Origin of the sequence: Microcoleus sp. AT3-A2, from assembly GCF_036705685.1 — a bacterium.
Taxonomy (GTDB): Bacteria; Cyanobacteriota; Cyanobacteriia; order Cyanobacteriales; family Microcoleaceae; genus Microcoleus.
Genome location: NZ_JAUBVF010000064.1, coordinates 14,138 through 35,946, shown reverse-complemented (window position 1 = coordinate 35,946; position 21,809 = coordinate 14,138). Strand labels below are relative to the sequence as shown.

15 protein-coding genes are annotated in these 21,809 nt (G+C 45.3%); 8 read left to right on the top strand and 7 right to left on the bottom strand.

The window, feature by feature from the left end:
• The first annotated feature begins 236 nt into the window (after positions 1-236).
• Entirely contained in the window at positions 237-683 is a 447-nt protein-coding gene (locus QUB37_RS24675) for a hypothetical protein (protein ID WP_333167185.1), read from the top strand.
• A gap of 269 nt (positions 684-952) precedes the next feature.
• Here the strand turns inward: QUB37_RS24675 and QUB37_RS24670 are convergent, their stop codons facing one another.
• From QUB37_RS24670 to QUB37_RS24660, 3 genes are all read right to left on the bottom strand, one after another.
• The gene (locus tag QUB37_RS24670) at positions 953-1,240 is read right to left on the bottom strand and encodes an RNA-binding protein (protein ID WP_333056152.1); all 288 of its coding nucleotides are present in this window, start codon (positions 1,238-1,240) and stop codon (positions 953-955) included.
• Between the two features lie 783 nt (positions 1,241-2,023).
• The gene (locus tag QUB37_RS24665) at positions 2,024-3,589 is read right to left on the bottom strand and encodes a methyl-accepting chemotaxis protein (protein ID WP_333167183.1); all 1,566 of its coding nucleotides are present in this window, start codon (positions 3,587-3,589) and stop codon (positions 2,024-2,026) included.
• Positions 3,590-4,517: 928 nt separating this feature from the next.
• Complete coding sequence (locus tag QUB37_RS24660; protein WP_190736419.1) at positions 4,518-4,736, bottom strand: hypothetical protein; 219 nt, start codon at positions 4,734-4,736, stop codon at positions 4,518-4,520.
• Between the two features lie 165 nt (positions 4,737-4,901).
• Between QUB37_RS24660 and egtC the strand changes: the two genes are divergently transcribed.
• The 3 genes from egtC (at position 4,902) to egtD (ending at position 8,724) form a co-directional block, all read left to right on the top strand.
• The gene (gene egtC, locus QUB37_RS24655; RefSeq protein WP_333167181.1) at positions 4,902-5,690 is read left to right on the top strand and encodes an ergothioneine biosynthesis protein EgtC; all 789 of its coding nucleotides are present in this window, start codon (positions 4,902-4,904) and stop codon (positions 5,688-5,690) included.
• Positions 5,662-6,954 carry an ergothioneine biosynthesis protein EgtB gene (gene egtB / locus QUB37_RS24650; RefSeq protein WP_333167178.1) on the top strand — a complete coding sequence of 431 codons (1,293 nt, stop codon included), beginning with the start codon at positions 5,662-5,664 and terminating at the stop codon, positions 6,952-6,954. Before egtC ends, egtB begins: the two co-directional genes overlap by 29 nt.
• 723 nt (positions 6,955-7,677) lie before the next feature.
• Positions 7,678-8,724 (top strand): L-histidine N(alpha)-methyltransferase, encoded by a 1,047-nt coding sequence (gene egtD / locus QUB37_RS24645; protein ID WP_445300057.1) that lies wholly within the window; start codon positions 7,678-7,680, stop codon positions 8,722-8,724.
• Positions 8,725-8,900: 176 nt separating this feature from the next.
• On the opposite strand, the gene QUB37_RS24640 is transcribed toward egtD, so the two are convergent.
• Both QUB37_RS24640 and QUB37_RS24635 read right to left on the bottom strand, forming a co-directional pair.
• Positions 8,901-9,512: a hypothetical protein gene (locus QUB37_RS24640; protein WP_172191765.1), complete on the bottom strand. Its 612-nt coding sequence runs from the start codon at positions 9,510-9,512 to the stop codon at positions 8,901-8,903.
• A 408-nt stretch (positions 9,513-9,920) separates the two neighbouring features.
• Positions 9,921-10,238, bottom strand: a complete 318-nt coding sequence (locus QUB37_RS24635) for an RNA-binding protein (RefSeq protein ID WP_333167176.1) — start codon at positions 10,236-10,238, stop codon at positions 9,921-9,923.
• A gap of 1,418 nt (positions 10,239-11,656) precedes the next feature.
• Between QUB37_RS24635 and QUB37_RS24630 the strand changes: the two genes are divergently transcribed.
• The 3 genes from QUB37_RS24630 (at position 11,657) to QUB37_RS24620 (ending at position 14,744) form a co-directional block, all read left to right on the top strand.
• Positions 11,657-12,466: an SDR family NAD(P)-dependent oxidoreductase gene (locus QUB37_RS24630; RefSeq protein ID WP_333167173.1), complete on the top strand. Its 810-nt coding sequence runs from the start codon at positions 11,657-11,659 to the stop codon at positions 12,464-12,466.
• A 219-nt stretch (positions 12,467-12,685) separates the two neighbouring features.
• Positions 12,686-13,522: an MBL fold metallo-hydrolase gene (locus QUB37_RS24625; protein ID WP_333167171.1), complete on the top strand. Its 837-nt coding sequence runs from the start codon at positions 12,686-12,688 to the stop codon at positions 13,520-13,522.
• Between the two features lie 157 nt (positions 13,523-13,679).
• Positions 13,680-14,744: an aldo/keto reductase gene (locus QUB37_RS24620; RefSeq protein ID WP_333167169.1), complete on the top strand. Its 1,065-nt coding sequence runs from the start codon at positions 13,680-13,682 to the stop codon at positions 14,742-14,744.
• Between the two features lie 641 nt (positions 14,745-15,385).
• Here the strand turns inward: QUB37_RS24620 and QUB37_RS24615 are convergent.
• Positions 15,386-17,068 (bottom strand): tetratricopeptide repeat protein, encoded by a 1,683-nt coding sequence (locus QUB37_RS24615; protein WP_333167167.1) that lies wholly within the window; start codon positions 17,066-17,068, stop codon positions 15,386-15,388.
• Positions 17,069-17,427: 359 nt separating this feature from the next.
• On the opposite strand from QUB37_RS24615, the gene QUB37_RS24610 reads away from it, so the two are divergent.
• On the top strand, positions 17,428-19,164 hold the full coding sequence (locus tag QUB37_RS24610; RefSeq protein ID WP_333167165.1) for a pseudouridine synthase: 1,737 nt from the start codon (positions 17,428-17,430) through the stop codon (positions 19,162-19,164).
• A 169-nt stretch (positions 19,165-19,333) separates the two neighbouring features.
• On the opposite strand, the gene QUB37_RS24605 is transcribed toward QUB37_RS24610, so the two are convergent.
• Positions 19,334-21,790 (bottom strand): ATP-dependent helicase, encoded by a 2,457-nt coding sequence (locus QUB37_RS24605; RefSeq protein ID WP_333167163.1) that lies wholly within the window; start codon positions 21,788-21,790, stop codon positions 19,334-19,336.
• Positions 21,791-21,809: the final 19 nt, after the last annotated feature.

The window sequence follows — 21,809 nt, the reverse complement described above, 5'->3', positions numbered from 1 at the left end:
AGCAGGCATTCACTTTTTCTGAATATCATTATGTTATATTATACCAATATGCGTTTTAAATGCACAACAGCTTAGCAACCACCCAGACAGTGAGGACATTTTTAATTGGTGAAGCCCTTGCTTTTATTGCTTTTACTGCTTCTTTCTTCTTCCTTCTTCCTTCTTCCGCTACCAAAAGATCCGATTTTAAAGCTAGGATAAAAATATCACCAACTCTTGACCGGGAGGTAGAAACCGTGAAATCAAAAATTATTGCAACCGCAGCACTACTTGCCGCCCTCGGCTTTCTGCATCCCCATCCAGCATTATCTCAACCTGCAACTGACGGTGGCACCAAACCCGGATTCTGGCAACCTCAAGCGCAGGTTGACAATACTCGCAACATTACCCTCAGACTGTTAAATGAAACTGGATTAAACCTAGAATACGGTGAATCAGGTGGCAGCTTGTCATCCTTGCCAGTCGGAGCCAGCAGAAACATCAGTGTTCGCATCAGCAATCGCACCGGCGACATTGCCAATATTCCAATTAATGCCACCGGAGGAACCACAACTTTGAAATACGACTATAACGTTGACTCGCAGACAAACATTTTGACGATTCGCATCACCAGATCAGACCCCCGCACTAGGCAAGACCGGTCAGTTTATATTGATGAAAAAGGGCGAGTTTACTCTTTCTAAGATTAACGCTCATCAACCCGGTTTATTCTAATAAATCTTGGCTTGAGCAGCGAGGTATCCGGGAAGAAATCGGCTTTCTAGACTAGCGTGCATAAATTCTGTCTTTCTCAAAAAGTTATGAATCAAGTGTAGCCCCTAAAGAATCGACGTTTTTGTGCAGCGGATTTGACATTTCATCCCCAAAATCAACTGCTGCTTGCAATTGGGCGCTAGTGGCGCACTGGTGCATCAGGTGGGTTCCGAGAGGATGTCAACCGCCGCATCGCGGACTAATATCCGTCGTTTCTATTGATACCTGCGCCTCGATTTCCCTCTTCTTTCGGTTTAGCTTTGTTCACTCGCAAGGGGCGCCCCATCCACTCTGCACCGTCTAATTCGGCAATTGCAGCGTCTTCTTGGGCATCCTCCATCATCTCAACAAATGCAAAACCGCGCATCCGACCGGTTTCCCTGTCGGTAGGCAAGACAACTCGCTTGACTGTGCCGTATTCTGCAAATACTGCTTTCAGGTCTTCTTCGGTGGCGCGGTAAGACAGATTTCCAATGTAGATAGTCATGTCGATCGAACTGAACTTGTTGTGCTATACATAATAACCTTTTAATTTAACTGTCAAGTGCTATCTAGCATACAACTGGGCGATCGACTCTGACTAAAAGGGTTTGCCGCACTCACCGAAAGCATCCAGGATACAAGCCCCCTGATTTATGCGTGGATAAATAAAAAACCTGTATCCGAGAAACTTGCCCCCCGAATTTATCCGTGGGGTCAATGCTTCAATTCTAAAATCTAAAATCTAAAATCTAAAATCGATTGACCAACCCTTGGTACTGGTTGCAATAGTTAGCTTAATCAACACTCATCTCCTCACTCATCCGCAGGGCGAGTGAGGAGATGAGTTTTGGCGTCGCGAGGAACCCCACCCCTGAACAATACTTGATTTTAATCAGATCACTTATGGGTGGGCGACGAACCACTAAGCATCTTCGGAAACAAAGGGACTAACAAGGTATAATATATTAGGTTGCTCTGGGCCACGAGCGTTGATATAGCGGTTCTCAACTTTCGTGAGATACTTGCCAGTTAATTACCAATTCCCCACTACTTCAATTCTTTAATTTAAAATCTAAATCTCTACCTCACTCACTTGAGAATTGTTATACACATCTATACAGCCCTTGAGGAAACTTACTTCACATCTCCCCAGCCCTTTCATAGACGGGGAAATCTCGCCTTCAATCCTTTGGCAAAATTGAGAATGGGAAATGGGAAATGGGGAATTGGGAAAATTTTCTCCCCATCTCCTTCATCCCCAGTTTAGGATCTTACTTTCTTTTCTCAATTAAACTAAGGATTTGAGATTTAAAGCCGCTTTGTTAAGTGTTTGAGTGCCAATTCGACCTTGGGTAATACCGCTGGCTGTTTCCGCTGCTCCTTTATTCAGAACATTCATCGCATCTACCACTTGCTCAATAGCGATCGCCTGCTGTTTGGTATTCAGATAAATTTGCTGACTGCTGACAACAACACTGTTAATTGCATTAGCAACCTTGTTAAAATTGTCCGCCGTACCTTCAGTCAATTTCAGGCTATTATCTAAAGTTTTCTTGCCCTCATCTGTTACCATCACTGTTTTATTAATGGAATTTTTAATACCGTTTATCAAATCACTAATCTGATCCGACGATTTTTTGCTTTGATCTGCCAGTCTGCGAATTTCCGTCGCCACCACCCCAAACCCCTTTCCTTGTTCTCCGGTGCGTACTGCTTCCACTGTAGCGTTAATCGCCAGCATATTAGTTTGATTAGCCAAATCGCTGACTAAATTGGTAATATTAGCAATCTGATTGGTTTGCTGGCTCAAATTTAAAACTTGATCGGCGATCGCTCCAACTTTTTCCGTCAAACTCAACATTCCCTGCTGGGTTTTATGCACTCCTTTACTGCCTTCTCCTGCCATATTTAAGACATTACTGGCATTCTGAAGGGCTGATTCGGCTTGCATAGCTGATTGCCTCGATGATGCGCCCAATTCATCCATTGTGGTAGTTGTTTGGTTAACAGAAGCAGCTTGTTGTACAGCAATACGTTCCTGTTGCTCAATGGTAGCAGCGATCTCGGTAGAAGAACTGACAATCATATTAATAATACCTTTCAGCGCTTTATCTAAAGGTTTGGCGATCGCTATGCTTAAAGCTATTCCTAAAATAATCGCTACTAGCGGTCCAACTGTCATCCCCAAGAATACAGCTACTTGAGTCTTCCTACTATCATTTTGGGCGGTTTGATAAGCGTCATCCGCTTGCTCTCGATTGGATTCAACTACTACTAAAGTTGCTTTTTCTGAATTTATAAATTTAATGCGAATTACCTTAGCTTGCTGACTAAGTTTATTCAAAAGGTTACTCGCTGTCTTGGCTCTTGCCATTTCTGGCGAATTACTTTTACCTTGATTAATTAGGCTTAGCTGCAAGCCCAAAGGATTCAAAATTCCCACTTTCTCAAATTCTTGATTAATTCGCAGGAGTTCTTGATCTTCCTGCTGCCATTCCTCCCAATACTTCAGCATTTGTTGATATAGTGCGTCTTCCTCTGAGGTACGAGGAAGGAGTTCGTATGCTTTAAACCCCTCTTTAATCTGCTGCCAAGCCTTGTCCATTCTGTTTAAGGCATCTTGCCTTTCTGCTTGACTGAGTGCCGGATTAATTAACGCTCTCTCGGATGACTCAATTTGGGTTTGTCCCTCGTTAATTTTCAATAATGCTTCAATACTCGGTAAGTTATTTTTACCGATAGTCTCTATGTGTTGACTCAGATTAGATGTTGAGATCCATCCTACCCAAGCCACTAAAAATACTAAAATTCCCATCATCAGAAAGGCGCTGATCAGTCTAGTTTGTAAATTCATTTTTCTCAACATACTATTTCTGCTTCCTTCTACTACAGTTATCCTCGCTGCAATCATGAACATATCTTGTATATTATAGCTTTTATCAGGTAGATGAAGTACCTATTAGGATTTTACGGTGGAGCTTTTACAGTTTTAAATTAGTAATTAATTGATGATTAACTCCTGAGCCTGAAAGTCGCTATCGATTCTGAGTGACGACGCAGTTACGGTAGCTTTTTGGTTGTCATCATGCTGAATTCGTTTTCATAAACCCCTTTAAAATAAAAATGCTCCCACTCTTGAATAACTTCCTTATTAACTCTATCATTAAAAGGTTCAATAGCGAGAAAAAAAACTAACGAACGTGTTTGATAACTTTTCATAAACACTATATGTAACTTTTAATAAAGTTCTAATATAAGTTAATTTAACAAGGAATATGATACAATTAAGCTTGATACTTTTAGGCTATGGCAACTACCTAAATTATGGAAAAATGCTTTGGTAGTAATAGATAATGGTCATACAAAGGGGCAAAATAAGTAATCAAGAAAAAGGGCGAAAGTAATATACTTGTCGCCCCCTTTGCCTAATCTACAATAAGCTTAAAAAATTAGGATCAAAACTTAAAAATAATTTCAGTTTTATCAACACAACAAATTATCAATAATTAGGAAATGGGATCGACTTTGCATTTTGTCAACTTTCTCAGAAAAATACTTGTAACTGGTTTACACACTGCTGTTATTGTACTTTATCTATCTGAGAAAGGCTATACGGGAATCGAAAGTGTCTGTGCAGACTTAGTAGCGGGGACTGAGAAATTCAGTCTAGCCAAGTGTGGAAATCCCGTAAGGGAAAAACGCGAAAAGCCAAACTGTGAAGTTTGGAAGCCCACGCCATAACTGTAATCAGTTTGGCGTTGGGAGGATGTTACTGCTTTTCCTTAGTCGATCGAGATTGACTGAGGCCCCGTGCTTTTACCGTTGGTGGGTTCGGCTGGGGGAGTAGTGTAGGAAGTTGAACCAGCTTGCTCGTCGATCCAGCTTTTAACGGGATCTTCGTGAAGGTTGAGTCGAAGCAGGCCAGATAAAAATCCGCCCGCGAAGGCGATGGGCTGTTCGATCAATTCTTTCGCCATTGGGATGAGTTCGTCGAGGAACATTCAAGAGTCTCCTTGTGCTGTAGGGGTTCTACCTTAACTGTATCGTTTGTACTGCGATGCTGGCAGCGCGCTACAAAAAACCTTGTTCCCAGCGCTGAAGATGGGCGATCGGGCAATTTTTTGGTTAATGGCCTACAATGCTAATCAATTTGCTGCAAAAATTTTATGTGCCGTTTGCTTGGCTACCTCGGGGAGCCGATTTTACTCGATGCTATTCTGTACAAGCCGGAACATTCCCTAATTGTGCAGAGTTACGAGCCCCGCGAAATGACTTCTGGCGTACTCAATGCTGACGGTTTTGGTATTGGTTGGTATCACCCGCACCTAGATACTGACCCGTTTACTTATAAAAATGTACAGCCAATTTGGAGCGACATTAACCTTCCGAGTATCAGTCGATACGTTGAATCTGGATGCGCGATCGGATACGTTCGCAGTGCAACTTCTGGACAAGCTGTAGATTTGAGCAACTGTCAGCCGTTTCAGAACGATCGCCTGCTGTTCGTACACAACGGCTTCGTGAAGAATTTTCGGCAAACTCTTTACAGACCAATTCGCGATCGACTCAGCGATACCGTTTATCAATCAATTAACGGCACTACAGATTCAGAACATATTTTCGGCTTGTTTGTCAATGAATTGACAGCCGCCAATATGACTCTAGAAGCTGCTTTGCAAAACTCGCTGAAAACTGTGGCAGAGCTAGCAAACTTTCACCAAGTAGAATTTTCAGCTAATATCATTGTCAGCGACGGACACCAGCTCGTTGCCTCTCGCTTTGCTTCCCAAAAAACCCCTCCTTCCCTCTATTGGCTACGAGACGATTTAAATTTCCCCAATTCTGTCATCATTGCTTCTGAACCTTTATTTGCTGGCAATTGGCACGAGTGTCCAGTCCAGAGCATTATCAGTACCGGAGTAGAGCGTGATATCGAAATCTATCCAATCTTGTAGAGAGGCAATTTATCGCGATTTGCAGCAGTGTCGCCGCGGCACTTTCAAGCTATTTGCAGACATCGATTATGATACTTTTTGTCGCCAAGCTCATCCTGATTTCAGTCCGGTTGGCTGGCACTTAGGTCACATTGCTTATACTGAAGATTTGTGGCTGTTGCAGCGATGTGCTGGGTTGGAACCTGTCTTTCCTCAGTATCACCAACTGTTTGCTGCTGATATTTTGCCGAAAAAACAACGGGTTTTTCTGCCCGCGTTACCTGAAGTTGAATTATATCTGGACGCGGTGAGAAAAAAGGTGTTAGATTATTTGGAAGTCGCGCCGATCGACGAGCAAGAACGTCTCTGGCGGTTTATTATTCAGCACGAAAGCCAGCACTGCGAAACTGTTGCTTTCGTGTTGCAAATGCAAAGGAAGAAGGAAGAAGGAAGAGGGAAGAAGGAAGAAGGAAGAGGGAATGAGGAAGGAAGATTAATTACCAATTACCGATTACCAATTACCGATTACCAATTACAAATTACCGATTCCCAGGCGATTGAAATTCCGGGCGGGGAATTTTACCTGGGAAGCGATGCTGCTGAGGCTTTGGATAACGAGCGATCGCGCCACCTATGTTATTTAGAAGCATACTCGATCGATCGCTATCCGGTCACTTGCGGTCAATACCGAGATTTCATGGAATCCGGCGGCTATCAAAACCCTGATTGGTGGTCAGCGGACGGCTGGAAATGGCTGCAATCTGCTAAAGTCGATCGACCGCTGTACTGGTCAGAAAATCCAGCTTTCAACAACCATCCTGTTTGCGGTGTCAGTTGGTACGAAGCCGAAGCTTACTGCAACTTTATCGGCAAGCGTTTGCCATCGGAAGCCGAATGGGAAAAAGCTGCGAGTTGGGATACCACAAATCAAACATATCGCATCTATCCTTGGGGAGAGGAACAGCCAAACGGCAGCCTGTGCAATCACGGCAATAATATTGCCAATACCTCGCCAGTTGATGCCTTTCCCAAAGGAGCAAGCGCGATCGGCTGCTGCGATATGTTAGGCAATGTTTGGGAGTGGACTGCTTCAACCTTTGACGCCTATCCGGGATTTGAAAGTTATCCTTACAGGGGATATTCTCAAGTTTATTTTGATGGAGAACACCGGGTTTTGAAAGGCGGGAGTTGGGCGACTTTTCCGCAGGCACTGCGATCAAGTTTTCGGAATTGGTACTATCCGGGCGTGCGGCAAATTATTGCTGGTTTTCGCTGCGCTAAGTAGTTTGCTAGGTAATTATAATTACCATCAAATTTGTTCAGAGTGAGGAATTTATTCATTAGACTTTTCAGATGAACAAATTCCTTAATACTCGCATTATAAAGCTTATTTGACGAACATCAGATAAATGACTGGAGAGAGAATTGGGGACAAAATTTGTTTGTGAAATGCCCAACTTTTTTCCATGTAACAAGCTCAAAGAAAACAAGTTTGGTTAAGTATTCAATAAATTTTGTGGATAAATTTTAAGTTTTAATTGTGGATGCGATCGCCATCGGGTGAGACAATACAGAACGGAGAGTGGCATGAAAAATCTGACTTGAGCGCGATATTTGGCAGCGCGGCTTCGTGCTATACCCGTATGTGCATCTAAAAATTACTTTGTCAGGAACCTCAGCCTAAAGGCATGAGGCTTGAAAGAGAAATCTAACAAGCCATCCTGACCAGCTTAAGTCTTTACTGACTACGTTTTTTGGGTCACGATACCGGAGAATGCGAAGCTAGTTTTCCGCTCTATCGCTTGCAACTAAACAGTCTTAAGGTCACTGAGACAGTGTTGCTAGCTTAACAAGCTCACTAAACATTAGCGAAGCTAACTTTACCCCAGAAATGGGAGTTTGAGGCAACCATACCTCACGGGAGGGGCAACCATACCCCTCCACCCCGCGAGGGGATTCAAATTAAATGTAAAGCCGTGCTAAAAGCACGGGGTTTCTACCCATTTTTATGATGAAATCCCCAAGACTGTCCGACACGACAAACTCAGCCTTAACGAAGGAAAACCGGCTGCACTTAGAGCGACTGGTGAGCGCTGCAGCACTGACACCCGCAGAAATCAATGCTGGCAGCGATGTAGTTAGCGGGTTGACTCAAACCCCCAAATCCCTGCCTCCAAAGTATTTCTACGACGATCGCGGCTCGAAGCTGTTTGAGTTGATTTGCCAGTTGCCGGAATACTACTTGACGCGCACTGAGACGGCCATTTTGCAGGGGTGCGCGGGGGCGATCGCCAATTTAACGGGCCCCTGCGAAATCGTCGAACTCGGCAGCGGCAGTTCCACTAAAACTCGGATTCTCCTTGATGCTTACAGTCAACTGGAATATCCCCTGCATTATTTGCCGATCGACATCAGTCCTACTATCTTAGAAAGCAGCGCTTGTCAACTGTTGGCCGATTATCCGTCGCTCCAGATTCACGGACTTGTCAGCACATACGAATTAGCCTTAGCTAAAATTGCACCGTCGCCGTTGCCAACCCGAATGATTTGTTTTCTCGGCAGTACCCTCGGCAATCTCAACGCTCAAGAATGTGATTTGTTCTTCTCGCAAATTGTCGGTGCATTGCAGCCGGGAGAGTATTTTTTGCTGGGAATTGACTTGGACAAATCTAAGGATATTTTAGAGCCTGCATACGATGACAGTCAAGGAGTAACGGCAGCATTTAACTTGAATATGCTGCGGCATTTAAATCGAAAATTTGAGGGAAATTTTGATTTAGCACAGTTCGAGCATTGGGCTTTTTACAATCAAGAGCAATGTCAAATTGAAATGCACTTAAAAAGTAAAAAAACGCAAACAGTGCAGTTGCGTTCTCTCAATTTAACGGTTGAATTTGCAGCGGGAGAAACTATCCGCAGCGAAATATCGCGCAAGTTTAATCTCAATACTGTAAAAAAAGAACTTTCGCAGCGTGGTTTAATGCCTTTGCAGGTTTGGACTGATCCAAATCAGTGGTTTGGCTTGATGCTTTGTCAGATGTCAGTTGACAGTTGACAGTTGACAGTTGACAGTTGACAGTTGACAGTTGCCAATTGCCAATTGCCAATTGCCAATTGTTATTTGTTTTGAATATCTCCCAATAATCAGTAACTACTGACTACTGACTGCTGACTACTGACTAATAACGTTCGCGAGCGGGGACAGCACTATGACTACTGACTACTGACTAATTAACAAATTGGCCGCTGTCCGGGTTTTACGGCGTGAATGTACTCGCTGCCCGATGTCGGCCATCCCCGCTTATAATAAGCTTCCTCCGGCTTCCCCCAGCCCAACTGCAACAAAATTTCTAGAAAATCCAACTTTTCCCACTTCGAGAGACTGGCCCATTCTGTGCGCTGGGCTATAGCCTCTACATCAACCGGCTCGATCGAGCGAAAATCCTTCCCGCTGTTAATGCTTAAATACAAATCCATCCCGGCAGTTACCTGCTGCCAGAATTCCAACATAGCAATCTTAGCTGCCTTCAACGTAATCAAATCAACCGGTAGAGCTATTAATTCGTCATCCACTGCCGGATACCGTAGAGTATTGCCTTTAACCGCCATTTCCCGCCAGACAATCCCAGAAACTTGATGTTCCCGCTGGTATTCGTGCACGGCTGCCTTAAAATTTTGATAAGCAGTAAACTTCTGAACTCCCTCAGATTTGAGAAAGCGGTCAATCACGGGGTTGCCTGTAGCAGGAGTTTCAGTCAAATTGAGACGCCGCCCATGCAAGCAGGCTTGGCGCTCTTCTTCGAGGATTTTAATGAGTTCCGCCGTGCTGTAGACCTTGGACATCTTTATTGAGGCAAAATCAAGATATTGGCTGATATTCGGCTGGTTTTCTCGACTAATCTTCGGTAAAGATAGTTTGGCTGTTCTGGGCAATATTCAGTTTTGCCGTTATTCTAACTTTTCTTGCTGCTTAATTCTAGTTTGATAGTTTACAGGAGTCGAGCCGGGAAATCCCGACAGCCTCTTAAAAAAAGCAGTTAAGAGGGGACTGAATCACGAACTAGAGTGGGAACGGCACCGCAGACGTATCTCGCGGGATTTTTCGCCAAAAACAAAGCCCCCTCCAAGGAGGGGGCAAAACTGATTTAGAGGTTTGGGAGTTTTATTTGATGGGTCGATCGAACAACCGGAAAAAAAGCAGCATTCCCACCTGCCGTCAACTACCAAAACTCAAGTTTTCAGTGTCAAAGCTTAGTAGCGTCGTGAAGAGCGATCGTTGTCGCCCCAGCCACCGCCGCCGCCCGAGGAGCGTCTGTTGTTGTTGTTTTCGCGAGGTTTGGCTTTGTTGACTTTCAAGTCGCGGCCCATCCACTCAGCACCGTCTAGAGCTGCGATGGCTGCTGCTTCTTCTGCCTCGCTTGCCATTTCCACAAAAGCAAAACCCCGCATCCTGCCTGTTTCCCGATCCATTGGCACTTGGACGCGGCTTACAGTACCGTACTCGGCAAATACTTCGCTGAGGTCATCTGATGTTACCTCATATGAAAGATTACCCACGTAAATCGACATAAAATCTCCAGAATCATTAGGGTGCAGAGATTTAGATTCGGAGAGACGCTTGTAAATAAACACCAACAAACTACGCCACCGAATTTAATTCTTGGAAAACCACTATAACATGAAGCCAGCAGAATCAGCAATTGGCTGGCATAATTTTTAATTTTGGGTGCCGTCGGGCAATCGCCAACAGAAAGTATTCATGATGACTGACATCTTACACTCTTGGCGTCATCCACTTGGTTTCTTGCTGCGCGATCGACCTGATATCTGAGATTTTTCGTCGCTGTTACCAGGTTGATTGGGTCTGATTGATAACAGTACCTGAGATTCAGTTATAACTGATATCAGGCACTGTTATCCCTGGGCAAGCCTCCTGCCCGTTCCACCAGAGATAAATGTTTTTAGCCCAGGATTAATCTTCCGAGTCAATCTCCCCTCTTCCATCTCCCGTCTCTCATCGCATCCGATTTAGCCCCCGATAATCGCGGTTCCCAAATAATTATCAAAAGAGTTATTAACCATATCTACGCGCATTTTATACATATAGACATCAAATTTCACCCCAGATAGAGCGACTTTGCCAGAATTGCCCTCCTGAATTGCGGTTCTTCCTCCAAACGGAGGAAATTACTTGTAATTTTTATTCAAAATAGATTCACTTTGAGCTTATGAAAAATCCCATTTACGACTTTCAGTACATTGTGAAAATGTAAAAAATGATCGCACTTACCTGGATAAAAAAAATTAAATGTTGATCTTGGGGAACACAATTGCTCACGGCTTCTAAACAAAACTGACTTTTGAATAAACAAGAGAGGTGATTATCCGGTCTTTATCATACAAACTAGAGCTATCTCCTATATTTGTGAGCTACTTAATTTTGTGCCGACGCTAGTTTTTCAAGAATTGGGTAATCTTTGAGCTGTGCATCTGCCAAATTTATATTCTAATTATTGGATTGGTGAGCTGGCGATAGTATTTAATAACACTTAAATATTCATCTGTTTATGTTTTAAAATTGCTAAATCTTACGGATTTTTGCTGAATGCACTAAGAGAAAGTTTCTATTGACAAATAAAAATCAGCATTTTTAGCTACATGATTACCTTTTTAAGTAATACTGTTATTCTAGTTCTTAATATAAGTCTTTGCTTTTGTTCGTTGTTTTTAAACGCTTTCTATCATTTCTCTATTTGCTCTTTATATGAGATGATTCTATGCTGTCATTATTATACTAATTACATGAAGTTTGTTTTAGGTGATACCGTCTTTAAATGCCTAACAGCTTATGTCCTGGGAAAGATGCGATCGCACTCCTACCTCCTTAGCATTGTAAAAGTTGAAAGCCCACAGTCCACAAAGATTGTCGGGTACACAGAGAAGCAAACCTAGACAAACGAGCGTGAAGCAGTTACAGAGGATTTTAGATGGTTATAAACAGTTCTTTGACCCGGCCCTTGGCTGTCGTGACGGGTGCCTCTAACGGTATCGGTTACGAACTCGCCAAACAGTTCGCTCAAAACGGATTCGATCTCCTAGTCACCGCCACCGGAGCGAGCATCAATGAAGCGGCTCAAGCCTTTGAGGGGCTCGGTGCCAAAGTCGAGACAGTGCAGGCAGACCTCGCTACCTATGACGGTGTTGAGACGCTCTACAACCAGATAAAAGCGACTAATCGGCCAGTGGATGCGATCGCAATTAATGCCGGTGTCGGCGTCGGGGGCGACTTTGCCCGCGAGACAGACTTGAAGGACGAACTAAATTTGATTAACCTCAACGTTGTCTCGTCTGTGCATTTGGCTAAACGGGTAGTCAAGGATATGGTCGATCGCGGCCAGGGACGGATTCTATTCACATCCTCAATTGCCGCCCTAATGCCGGGGCCATTCGAGGCAGTCTATGCAGCATCCAAAGCATTTATACACTCGTTCTCAGAAGGGCTGCGTAACGAGTTAAAGGACACAGGCGTCACCGTTACCGCGCTGATGCCAGGGCCCACGGATACCAACTTCTTCCATCGGGCGGGAATGGACGACACGAAGGCGGGCGCAGACAAGAAAGACGACCCGGCCGAAGTTGCCAAGCAGGGCTTCGAGGCGCTGATGGCGGGTAAGGACGACATCATTGCCGGTTCACTCAAAACAAAGATTATGGCCAGCGCCAGCAAGGTTTTGCCTGATACCGTTAATGCCGAAATGCACCGCCAGCTTACTGAACCGGGTTCTGCTAACAAATAATTCGCGCCGATCTTACTATTCTTATGTGCAGATTTAAAGGAAGTAAACATCGCAGACAATGGCAAGATTGCAGCCGATAAAAGCGTGTTTACTTCTCCCAGTAGTGACGATTTAGCGAAGTTTTCTCAGGCGTTCATCGATGCCATTATGCAGCATCGGCTTTGGATGGGAACTGAGGAATAAATGGTTCTCGCCTAAGTAATTTAGTAGAGCACATTTATGCAAATTCATCATCTCAATTGTGGCTGTATGTGTCCCATTGGAGGGGCGCTTTTCGATGGCTTTAGTCGCGGTCTGACGGCTCACCTCGTCTGCCACTGTCTGCTCCTTGAAACGAATCAGGGACTGGTTCTGATTGATACCGGCTTCGGATTGCGGGATATCGAGTCTCCTTACTCCCGGCTCAGCCCGTTTTTTGTCCATTTTAATAACATCCAGTTCGATCGCAAGTACACGGCGATCCATCAAATTGAACAGCTCGGATTTTCACCAAGCGATGTGCGCCATATTGTACTCACCCACCTCGATTTCGATCATGCCGGTGGTCTAGAGGATTTCCCGGAAGCCACGGTACACGTCATGCAGGCTGAAATCGATGCCGCACAGGATCGGCACGGTTTCATCACAAAAAGGCGCTATCGTCCGGGGCAGTGGGATGAAGTCAAACGCTGGAAATACTATTCGGCGGGTGGCGAACCTTGGTTCGGTTTTGAAGCTGTCCGCGACCTCGACGGGTTGCCGCCGGAGATTTTGCTAATCCCGTTGGTGGGGCACACGCGCGGTCATGCTGGCATTGCCATTGATACACCCGATGGCTGGCTTCTGCACGCAGGTGATGCCTATTTCTACCGACACGAGATGGATGCCGCTAACCGACGCTGCACACCCGGTTTGCGCGCCTACCAATGGATGATGGAGGTCGATCGCAAGGCTCGGTTGCTCAATCAAGGCCGGCTGCACGCATTATCGGTGCAGCATAGTAAAGATGTGCGCCTGTTTTGCAGTCACGATGCTATTGAGTTAAAAGCATTTGCTGACGGGTCTAGGAGTTCTTAAAACTAGAAATTTCATCATTACTATTGATTAGGTAAAGTAGGCAGTTGGGGAAGTTCCATCCCGACTGCGCTCTGGATTTTAAGACATCTTAAATTCAAAACTCTTTAGTGCAGCGAAGCGGTGAGTGAGTCCTAGTAGTTTTTTGAAGAAGGCATTTATGAATATCAGCAGACGCAAGTTGTTAAAAGTAACTTCTGCTTCAGGTTTGGTTGCAGCAGGGCTGGCTGCTTCAGAAGGGTTGTTGAAACCCGTGTTAGCTCAAGATGAACTGACTCAAGTAGAGGTTAAAAATGAAGTAGCCCAAGCTCAAACCCAAAGCGGCGAGATGAGTTACAGGACGCTGGGACGCACAGGAGAGCGAGTGTCTGCAATTGGCTTGGGGGGACACCATATCGGACGGCTTCGAGAGGAGCAAGAAAGTATTAAGCTCATTCGCAGTGCGATCGACCGCGGCATCAATTTTATGGACAATTCCTGGGACTATCACAACGGACGCAGCCACCGCTGGATGGGTGCAGCGCTCAAGGATGGCTACCGGCAAAAGGTGTTTCTGATGACTAAAATTGACGGTCGCACTAAGGGCGCGGCCGCGATGCAAATTGACGAGTCGTTGAAAGCGTTGCAGACCGATCGCATTGACCTGATGCAGCATCACGAAATTATTCGGATGGAAGACCCCGATCGCATTTTTGCTCCCGGCGGGGCTATGGAGGCCTTAGTAGAAGCGCAGAAGGCGGGCAAGATTCGCTACATCGGGTTTACAGGACACAAAGACCCTTTGGTTCACCTGCGAGTGATGGAAATTGCCGCTCAAAACAATTTCCGTTTTGACGCGGTACAAATGCCGCTGAACGTGATGGACGCTCATTTTAGAAGTTTTGAGCAACAAGTTCTGCCGGTGCTGGTGAAGAACCAAATAGGTGTATTGGGGATGAAATCTATGGGCGACCCCTACGTGCTTAGAAGTAATACAGTAAGCCCGATCGAATGTCTCCACTATGCGATGAATCTGCCTACTTCAGTCGTGATTACTGGCATTGATAGTATGCAACTCCTCGATCAAGCGTTTGAGGCCGCTCGCACGTTTAAGCCGATGGATCAAGCACAAGTGGCAGCAATGCTGAATCGGACTCGCGAGGCGGCTGCAAAAGGGCAATACGAACTGTATAAAACTACCAACCAATTTGATAGTACCGCCATGAACCCATCGTGGCTAGGATAAGCAGTTTTGGATTATTCATAAGCAAATCTAGGATGAGGCCGAAATTATTTCTTTAGATAACTCAGAAAGGCTAGAGGAGAGGTTGTCTCCGGCTCTTTTGGATGGTTTCTAGGGAGCTAGGTTAAGCAGGCTGGGTGAGCCTTTTTAACGCCTGAATGGGTGGATTTTTTTCAAAACACGATTATTTCACCACACTGTAAGGGAAATTGGTAAAGAAAGTAAAAAGCGTGCAGTTGTTTTCATGGATAATGTCCCAGCTCACTAAGTGGCTTCGATTTAACCATTGATTCAATCGGTTGGCGCTAGTGTTCTTTACCAATCACCTTATTCACCCAATTTTAATTTTATTGAATATTGGTGGTAACAACTCAAAGCTTTTTTACGTGGATTTTGAACTTGCTCAAGGTTATTTTAACGGGCAGAATATCATTAATTATGAGCTGATATTCTGCCGGATATAGCAATACTAATTGTTGTGGGAATTAGATTTTTTCATGAACCGCAGAGGGCGCAGAGAACGCAGAGGGAGAGAGAAGACGGAAAGTTTTTAGTTTTAAGTTAAATAGTTCAAACTTTACCCCAGCGCGGGATTAGGAGGAACAAAGCAATTTCCCAACTCAAAACTATTCGTCAATTTCCCCTTACCACTTTCCTGACATCGCGCCCTTGAGTCTCAATTCTTCTCGACTGACTAGAGCTTCGTAGTAATCGGGTTTAATTTCGAGGGCGACTCCGTAAGAACTAATAGCATCTTGAGTTCGCTGCAATTTTTGCAAAACGTCGCCCCGCTGCGCCCAAGCTTCCCAGTTGTCTGGCTTGAGTTGAATCACTTGGTCAAAAGCGACGAGTGCTTGAGAATAGTTCTGCATTTCCCCTAGAATCAAACCTCGCTGTACCCAGCCTTGATAGTTGTCCGGCCAGACAGTAATTGCTCGATCGTATGATGCTAGAGCTTGTTCGTACTGCTGCAATTTTGACAAAGCGTTGCCGCGTTTCAACCAAGCTTCAAAATTGTCGGGCACGATTTTTAGTACGCGATTGTAAGCTGCGACGGCTTCTTCGTAACGCTGCAATTTTTCCAGCGCTGCGCCTTGTTGCAACCCTACTTTTGATGTAATTTCTGCTTCTGAAGTCAGAGAGATTACTTTATCAAAACAGGCGATTGCTTCTTCGTATTGCTGTAATTTTTCCAAAGCTTCGCCTCGCAAGTTCCAAGCTTCTAGAAAATTACCTTCTATTTGTAGGGCATTGCTGTAAGCGATAATTGCCTCTTTGTAGCGTTCCAATCCTGCCAGGGCGATGCCTCTACCCAGCCAAGCTTCGGGAAAATTCGGATTAATTTGAACGGCTTGGTCAAAAGCTGCGATCGCCCCTTCAAAATCTCTCGATTCTGACAGTGTTTGACCGCGCCCGATCCATGCTTCGGGATAAAAAGAATTAATTTGAATTGCCCGATCGAAACAAGCAATTGCCGCGTCTGCCCACTGGTGTTTGAGGGCCATTCCTTTATAAAACCAAGCTTCGCAGTCGTTGGGTTGCATTTGCAGGACGCGATCGTAAGCTGTCACGGCTTCTGCATATTTGTGCAATTTTGCGGAAGCAATGCCGCGATTGAACCAAGCCAGACTATTTTGTGGTTGCAGTTGAATGGCGCGATCGTAAGAAGTTACAGCTTCTGCGTAGCGTTCGGCTTTCATCAAAGCCAAACCTCGGTTCAGCCAAGCTTCCCAATTAGTGGGGACGAGTTTCAGCGCGCGCTCAAAAGCGGCCACGGCTTCAGGATAGCGCTCCGCTTGAACCAACACGTTACCTTGCCGATACCACATGGCGGGCAAATTCGGATGAAGTTGGGTTGCTTTTTTGTAACAGGTTGCGGCTGCATCCCACTGCTGCAATTCCTCTAAAACTCGGCCTCGCTGATACCAAGCTTCGTGCTTTTCTGAATTGATTTGAATTGCGGTGTCGAAAGCCGCGATCGCTTCTGAGTGATTTTGCAAACTTAACAGCCCTGTCCCGCGCAGCATCCAAGCCCAGTATTCTTCGGGATTAATTGCTGTAGCTCGATCGGCGCAGGCTACGGTTTCTGCGTAGGAATGCAGTTGCTTGTAAGCTTTGCCCAGATTTAGCCACGCCCTGGCCCAGTCCGGTTTAATTTGAACCGCTTTTCCGTAGCAAAGGACTGCCGCTTCGTACCTTCCCGATGCGTACAATCTATTGCCCCGATCGTAATCTGGAAATGCTGCAAAAATTCTTAAAATCGGCGGCAGCAGAGCTGGTTGGGGGTTTGAGGAGTTTTCAGGAGCAGAAGTCGAGAGGTCTGGCATACGCCTTTCACATAAAAATTTAGTGGGATAACAAGCTTGCGGTCTTATATATTAACTTATGCTTTTCTTAATATCGCTGCTGTTTTGAAACAAATTTAGCATATCAGGCTTGGTGCGACACATCATTTTTACTTAATTATAGTAGGTATAAAATTATGCACCCTTCCCACTTTCGGTACGCCGCTGTAAGATACGGTCAGTCGATTTTCGATTGACTCCACAGATGAATCTGGGAGCTTGAACCAGAGTCTAAAATTTTGATCTCTCCACGACGAGTGTCGGAAACTTGTATCCGTTTCTGGGCGGGGTCAGGACACAAGCACATAATTTCCTCATTCAGATTTCAAACCAAATTTAATATGCTAGAGTTGCACGCGCTTTTAGATTTCACGGACTGTGATTGGGAGTCGATCGACTCGCACCCGAATTATTGGTACGAAGGCCGTTGTCCTCAAAGTGGCGAGCTGCTGAGACTGCCGCGCACTCGAATGTCCGAGGATCTCGCGCGGGGTTTGATGCAGTACCTGGCGGCTGACTATTCCTACGATCGCGAAGGGAAGATGTACGGCATATTACTGGTGGAGATGCCTTCGGGGGAACAGGGAATACTCAAAGCATTTTCCGGGTTGCTGAACGGTTGCAGCATTGTTGACGGCTGGGTGCCACCGATTCCGGGACGAGATCGAGTTGCTTTTGAGGAAGCCCGCACGTTAACTCAATTGGAGGCGATGAAACAGGAACTTATTGCCTTGAATCAACTTCCGCAGCGACAAGAGTATGAAGCCTTATTTGGGAAGTTTGAAGTGCAAATGCAAGTTTTGAGCGATCGGCATCGCAATTGCAAGCTGCAGCGAGACGAAAAACGCCAGTTACTGTGTCAAACTCTCGCAGGAGAAACACTAGAAATTGCCCTGGAACAACTGAATCAAGAAAGCCGTTTGGAGAAAATTGAACGCAGACAATTGAAACGGCAGCGCGACGAAACATTGCAGCCGCTAAAACAATTAATTGAAGCTGCGGATCGGCAGATGCGGGCGTTGAAACAGCGGCGAAAAGAACTTTCCCGCGAACTTCAGACGCAAATGCACGCGGCTTACACTCTGGTGAATTTTTTGGGGAAATCGCGATCGATCTCCTCATTGATGCCAAATAATTCGATTCCCACTGGCACCGGCGACTGTTGCGCGCCAAAATTGCTCCACTACGCGGCAGTAAACAATCTGAAACCGCTGGCAATGGCTGAGTTTTGGTGGGGGCCGCCATCGGGGGATAAAATTCAGGGAGAATTTTATGGTGCTTGTGGCGATCGGTGTCAGCCGTTAATGGGTTTTTTGCTGTCAGGATTGGCTCAAAATCCGATTGTTTCTAATATGGATGAGGGTTTTACGGGCGGGCTAGAAGCCCAACCCATACTCCCCACAAGCAATAATATTTCTTGTGGAACGGGCATCTTGCCCGTTACCCAAATGCTACCGATTATCTATGAAGACAAATGGTTAATCGCGGTCAATAAACCCTCTGGCTTGCTGTCAGTTCCAGGTCGTTATCTGGAAAATCAAGATAGTGTTTTTAGTCGTTTGCGTAACTTGTTACCGGATAGTTTTAATTTGACAGTCGTGCATCGTTTAGATTTGGAAACATCGGGGATTTTGCTATTGGCGCGGGACAAAGAAACTAGCAGTCAACTCAGACAGCAATTTGCAAAAAAGCAGGTTCACAAAGTTTATGAAGCGGTGCTTTCGGGTACTGTAAAAATTGATGCGGGGACGATCGATCTCCCACTTTGGGGCGATCCAGAAAATCGCCCTTACCAGCAAGTCAATTGGGAGTGCGGAAAACCCAGTGTTACTCGCTTTCAGGTAATGGCGAGGGATAAAAATTGCGATCGCGTCGAGTTTTTGCCATTGACGGGACGCACGCATCAATTGAGGGTTCATGCAGCGGATGTTCGAGGGTTGGGGATACAGATTTTGGGCGATCGGCTTTACGGATGTCGGGCTGCTGCGAAGCGGCTACACTTGCACGCGCGGGAACTTTCATTTGAGCATCCGCAGTTGGGAGAAAGGCTATACCTAAAGGCAGAAACACCATTTTGAGCTAAGGGCGGCAACGAGCGATTGTTGAGCAGTAGAAATTACAGATTGAGGCAGCAAATATTTATTGTTGAGTAATCGGAGCAACAAATGGGGGAACTTCAGCTTAAGTTGTTACCCATCAGTAGAGTCGGGCAACAAGCTACTTATTATTGATTAATTATTACTTCTTTTATATCGCATTACTCGGAAATCTCTGCTTCAAAACAGGCATTACCGGACAAGGTTTTTGCTCCTGTAAATTCTCTGGTTTGTTCCAAGTAAAAGGCCCTTTTCTCTCCGCCGCCATCCACAGCAAGCTTTTTGCTCGCGTCATCGCTACATACAGCAGTCGAAACTCTTCTGCTGTTTTCAAATAACCTGCTTGTTCCCAGGCTTCGCCTAGATTTGGTAAAGGATATTTTTCGTGCAAACTTGCTCGAATTTGTGCTCTTGCTACCTCTGCTAAAGTGAAATCTCCTAAAAATCGGGCTTGCGGCAAAACTCGCAAATTTCCGGGGATTGTTTGTTCGTGCAGAAACGGCAAAAATACGCAATCCCAATCCAATCCTTTAGCTTTGTGCATCGTAATAATTGTTAGTTGACCTTTACTGGTATAACGTTCTTCTATTTTGTCATCTGCATCCACAGGTTCAAATCTTTCGGAACTGACAATTTCGCTAAGTACGCCCAAAATATTCCGCATTGAATTGTTGCCGGCGGTTTGGATTGCTACCCGTTCTGCTAATTTGTCGGCGGTGGCTAATTCTGTTTGGTCGTATTGCAACGCTAAGGCTAAGAATGAAATGATTTGGTATGGTGGCAATTCTAAGCTAGCTTGCAGCAAACCGCAGCAAAAATAGCGGCATTTGCGAACGGGGTCTGACTGCTGCGGGTCTAGCGGGCCTGGGTAAAGGAATTGCTCGGGGCTAGTCGCAAAAGCATTGTAGTCTTGTTTGGGGATCAGTTGCCGATCGCTCAAAATCTTTAAGGCTGCTTTTAGGTAGTCTGGCGAGTGCGGGCGATCGAGGAATTGCAGCAGTGTTAAGATTTCCCAAGGTACTTGAGAATGTCTGTCGCGTTCTCCCACATCTTCAATTTTAATCCCGTATTTCCGTAAATCAAAGCTTAATCCGTGTTTTTGAGGATTTTCCAGCACTTCTTTGATAAACTTACCTTGTTTATTTTCTCGCACCAAAATAGCCATCGATTTCAGATTTTCTAACGGCAATTTTGCACTATTTTCCCCATCGCTAGCTTCCGCGTCTGAATCGATAGCTTTTTCACTTTTTGTGAATTCAAAATCTGCCGGTAAAAATTCTTCTACTAACTCAATTACCCGCTTGCCAATTAACTCAACTGTATGGTAAATATCGCGGGGAGTATGCAATTCTAAGCCTCGACCAATGGGAGCCGGATTTGCATTTTGCTGCGGGTCATCGCTGGGTACTGGCTTAATAGTTTGGTCGCGAAAAGGCTGTTCTGTTCCGGCTAATTTTGAGCTATTTACCCATTGCAACATAAAGTTAGCGGCATCGATAATTACTTGGGTGCTGCGGCCTGCACCGTCCATTGTCGCTAACTTATTTTCCACTTCGCACTCATCGCAAAATTGGTTAAAATAAATCGGGTCTGCGGGAGTGAAAGTAGAATTAATCGCTTGATTTGGATCGCCAACTCTGATAAAATAGGGAGGTGAGGTAGGATGATCGGGATCGATCGCCAATGTTTTCAAAAGCCGAGTTTGCAAAGGTGTAGAATCCTGCGCTTCGTCCTCAAAAACGGCAAATACTTGCTTTTGCTCGATCGCCCTCGCCCTCGGATTTTCCAACACCCGCAAAGCGGCTAAAATCATCTCGTCGTAATCGATGAATTCCCGACTCCTCAACAAAGCCTGATATTTTTGATATAAACCCCCAGCTACTGCTAAAATCTCATAACCGTCCCCAGTATCAAGAGCGCTCATTTCTAACAACTGTTCGGGAAACAAACCAGAAGATTTCGCCTCGTGAATCACAGTTTTAGCTACCTGCGGCAAAATTTCCGTCCGCAAAACCGATTGTCGCCGCAGCCTCTCCGTTTCCTCTCCATCGAATTGCTGTCCTTCCAACAAAACTTGATATCGACGGGGATTTTCGGCAATCCAAAGTTCTACACAGGTGCGAATTAATCGGTGACTTTGAGTTGGAGTAACTAAGGTTGAATTTTCTAAATTTAAACCCGACAAATCAGGATGGCGCATCGCAATATTCAAAGCTAAACCGTGCAAAGTGTGCACCGCAAAACCGCCTTGAGATAAAGACAATTGGGCCAATCTTTCCCGAATTTTAGCTTTAATATTAGCAGCAGCCGATCGCGTAAATGTCACGACAATTAACTGGCGGCGGTTGTGAAGCCCGTTGCGGGCGATCGCAATTGCCGACGCAGCAGCCATTCCCGTAGACTTCCCGGCCCCCGGAACCGCCGAAACAGCAAGGGGGCCGCCTTGCCAATCCGCCATGTCCTGCTGGCCCGCACGCAAGCTTTCGCGAATTTTAAGGCAAGCTTGCTCTCGCAAAACTGCCACAGAGTCTAACCCAGAGGAAATGTTGCCAGGGCGATCGATATTCGTTGTCGATCGCATAAAATCAGTATCAAATTCATCTGTCATTCGATTTTAGATTTTAGAT

Coding starts and splice junctions, on each gene's coding strand:
- QUB37_RS24670 (WP_333056152.1), bottom strand. CDS start 1,240: ATGACTATCTACATTGGAAATCTGTCTTACCGCGCCACCGAAGAAGAC.
- QUB37_RS24665 (WP_333167183.1), bottom strand. CDS start 3,589: ATGAATTTACAAACTAGACTGATCAGCGCCTTTCTGATGATGGGAATT.
- QUB37_RS24660 (WP_190736419.1), bottom strand. CDS start 4,736: ATGTTCCTCGACGAACTCATCCCAATGGCGAAAGAATTGATCGAACAG.
- egtC (WP_333167181.1), top strand. CDS start 4,902: ATGTGCCGTTTGCTTGGCTACCTCGGGGAGCCGATTTTACTCGATGCT.
- egtD (WP_445300057.1), top strand. CDS start 7,678: ATGATGAAATCCCCAAGACTGTCCGACACGACAAACTCAGCCTTAACG.
- QUB37_RS24640 (WP_172191765.1), bottom strand. CDS start 9,512: ATGTCCAAGGTCTACAGCACGGCGGAACTCATTAAAATCCTCGAAGAA.
- QUB37_RS24635 (WP_333167176.1), bottom strand. CDS start 10,238: ATGTCGATTTACGTGGGTAATCTTTCATATGAGGTAACATCAGATGAC.
- QUB37_RS24630 (WP_333167173.1), top strand. CDS start 11,657: ATGGTTATAAACAGTTCTTTGACCCGGCCCTTGGCTGTCGTGACGGGT.
- QUB37_RS24625 (WP_333167171.1), top strand. CDS start 12,686: ATGCAAATTCATCATCTCAATTGTGGCTGTATGTGTCCCATTGGAGGG.
- QUB37_RS24620 (WP_333167169.1), top strand. CDS start 13,680: ATGAATATCAGCAGACGCAAGTTGTTAAAAGTAACTTCTGCTTCAGGT.
- QUB37_RS24615 (WP_333167167.1), bottom strand. CDS start 17,068: ATGCCAGACCTCTCGACTTCTGCTCCTGAAAACTCCTCAAACCCCCAA.
- QUB37_RS24610 (WP_333167165.1), top strand. CDS start 17,428: ATGCTAGAGTTGCACGCGCTTTTAGATTTCACGGACTGTGATTGGGAG.
- QUB37_RS24605 (WP_333167163.1), bottom strand. CDS start 21,790: ATGACAGATGAATTTGATACTGATTTTATGCGATCGACAACGAATATC.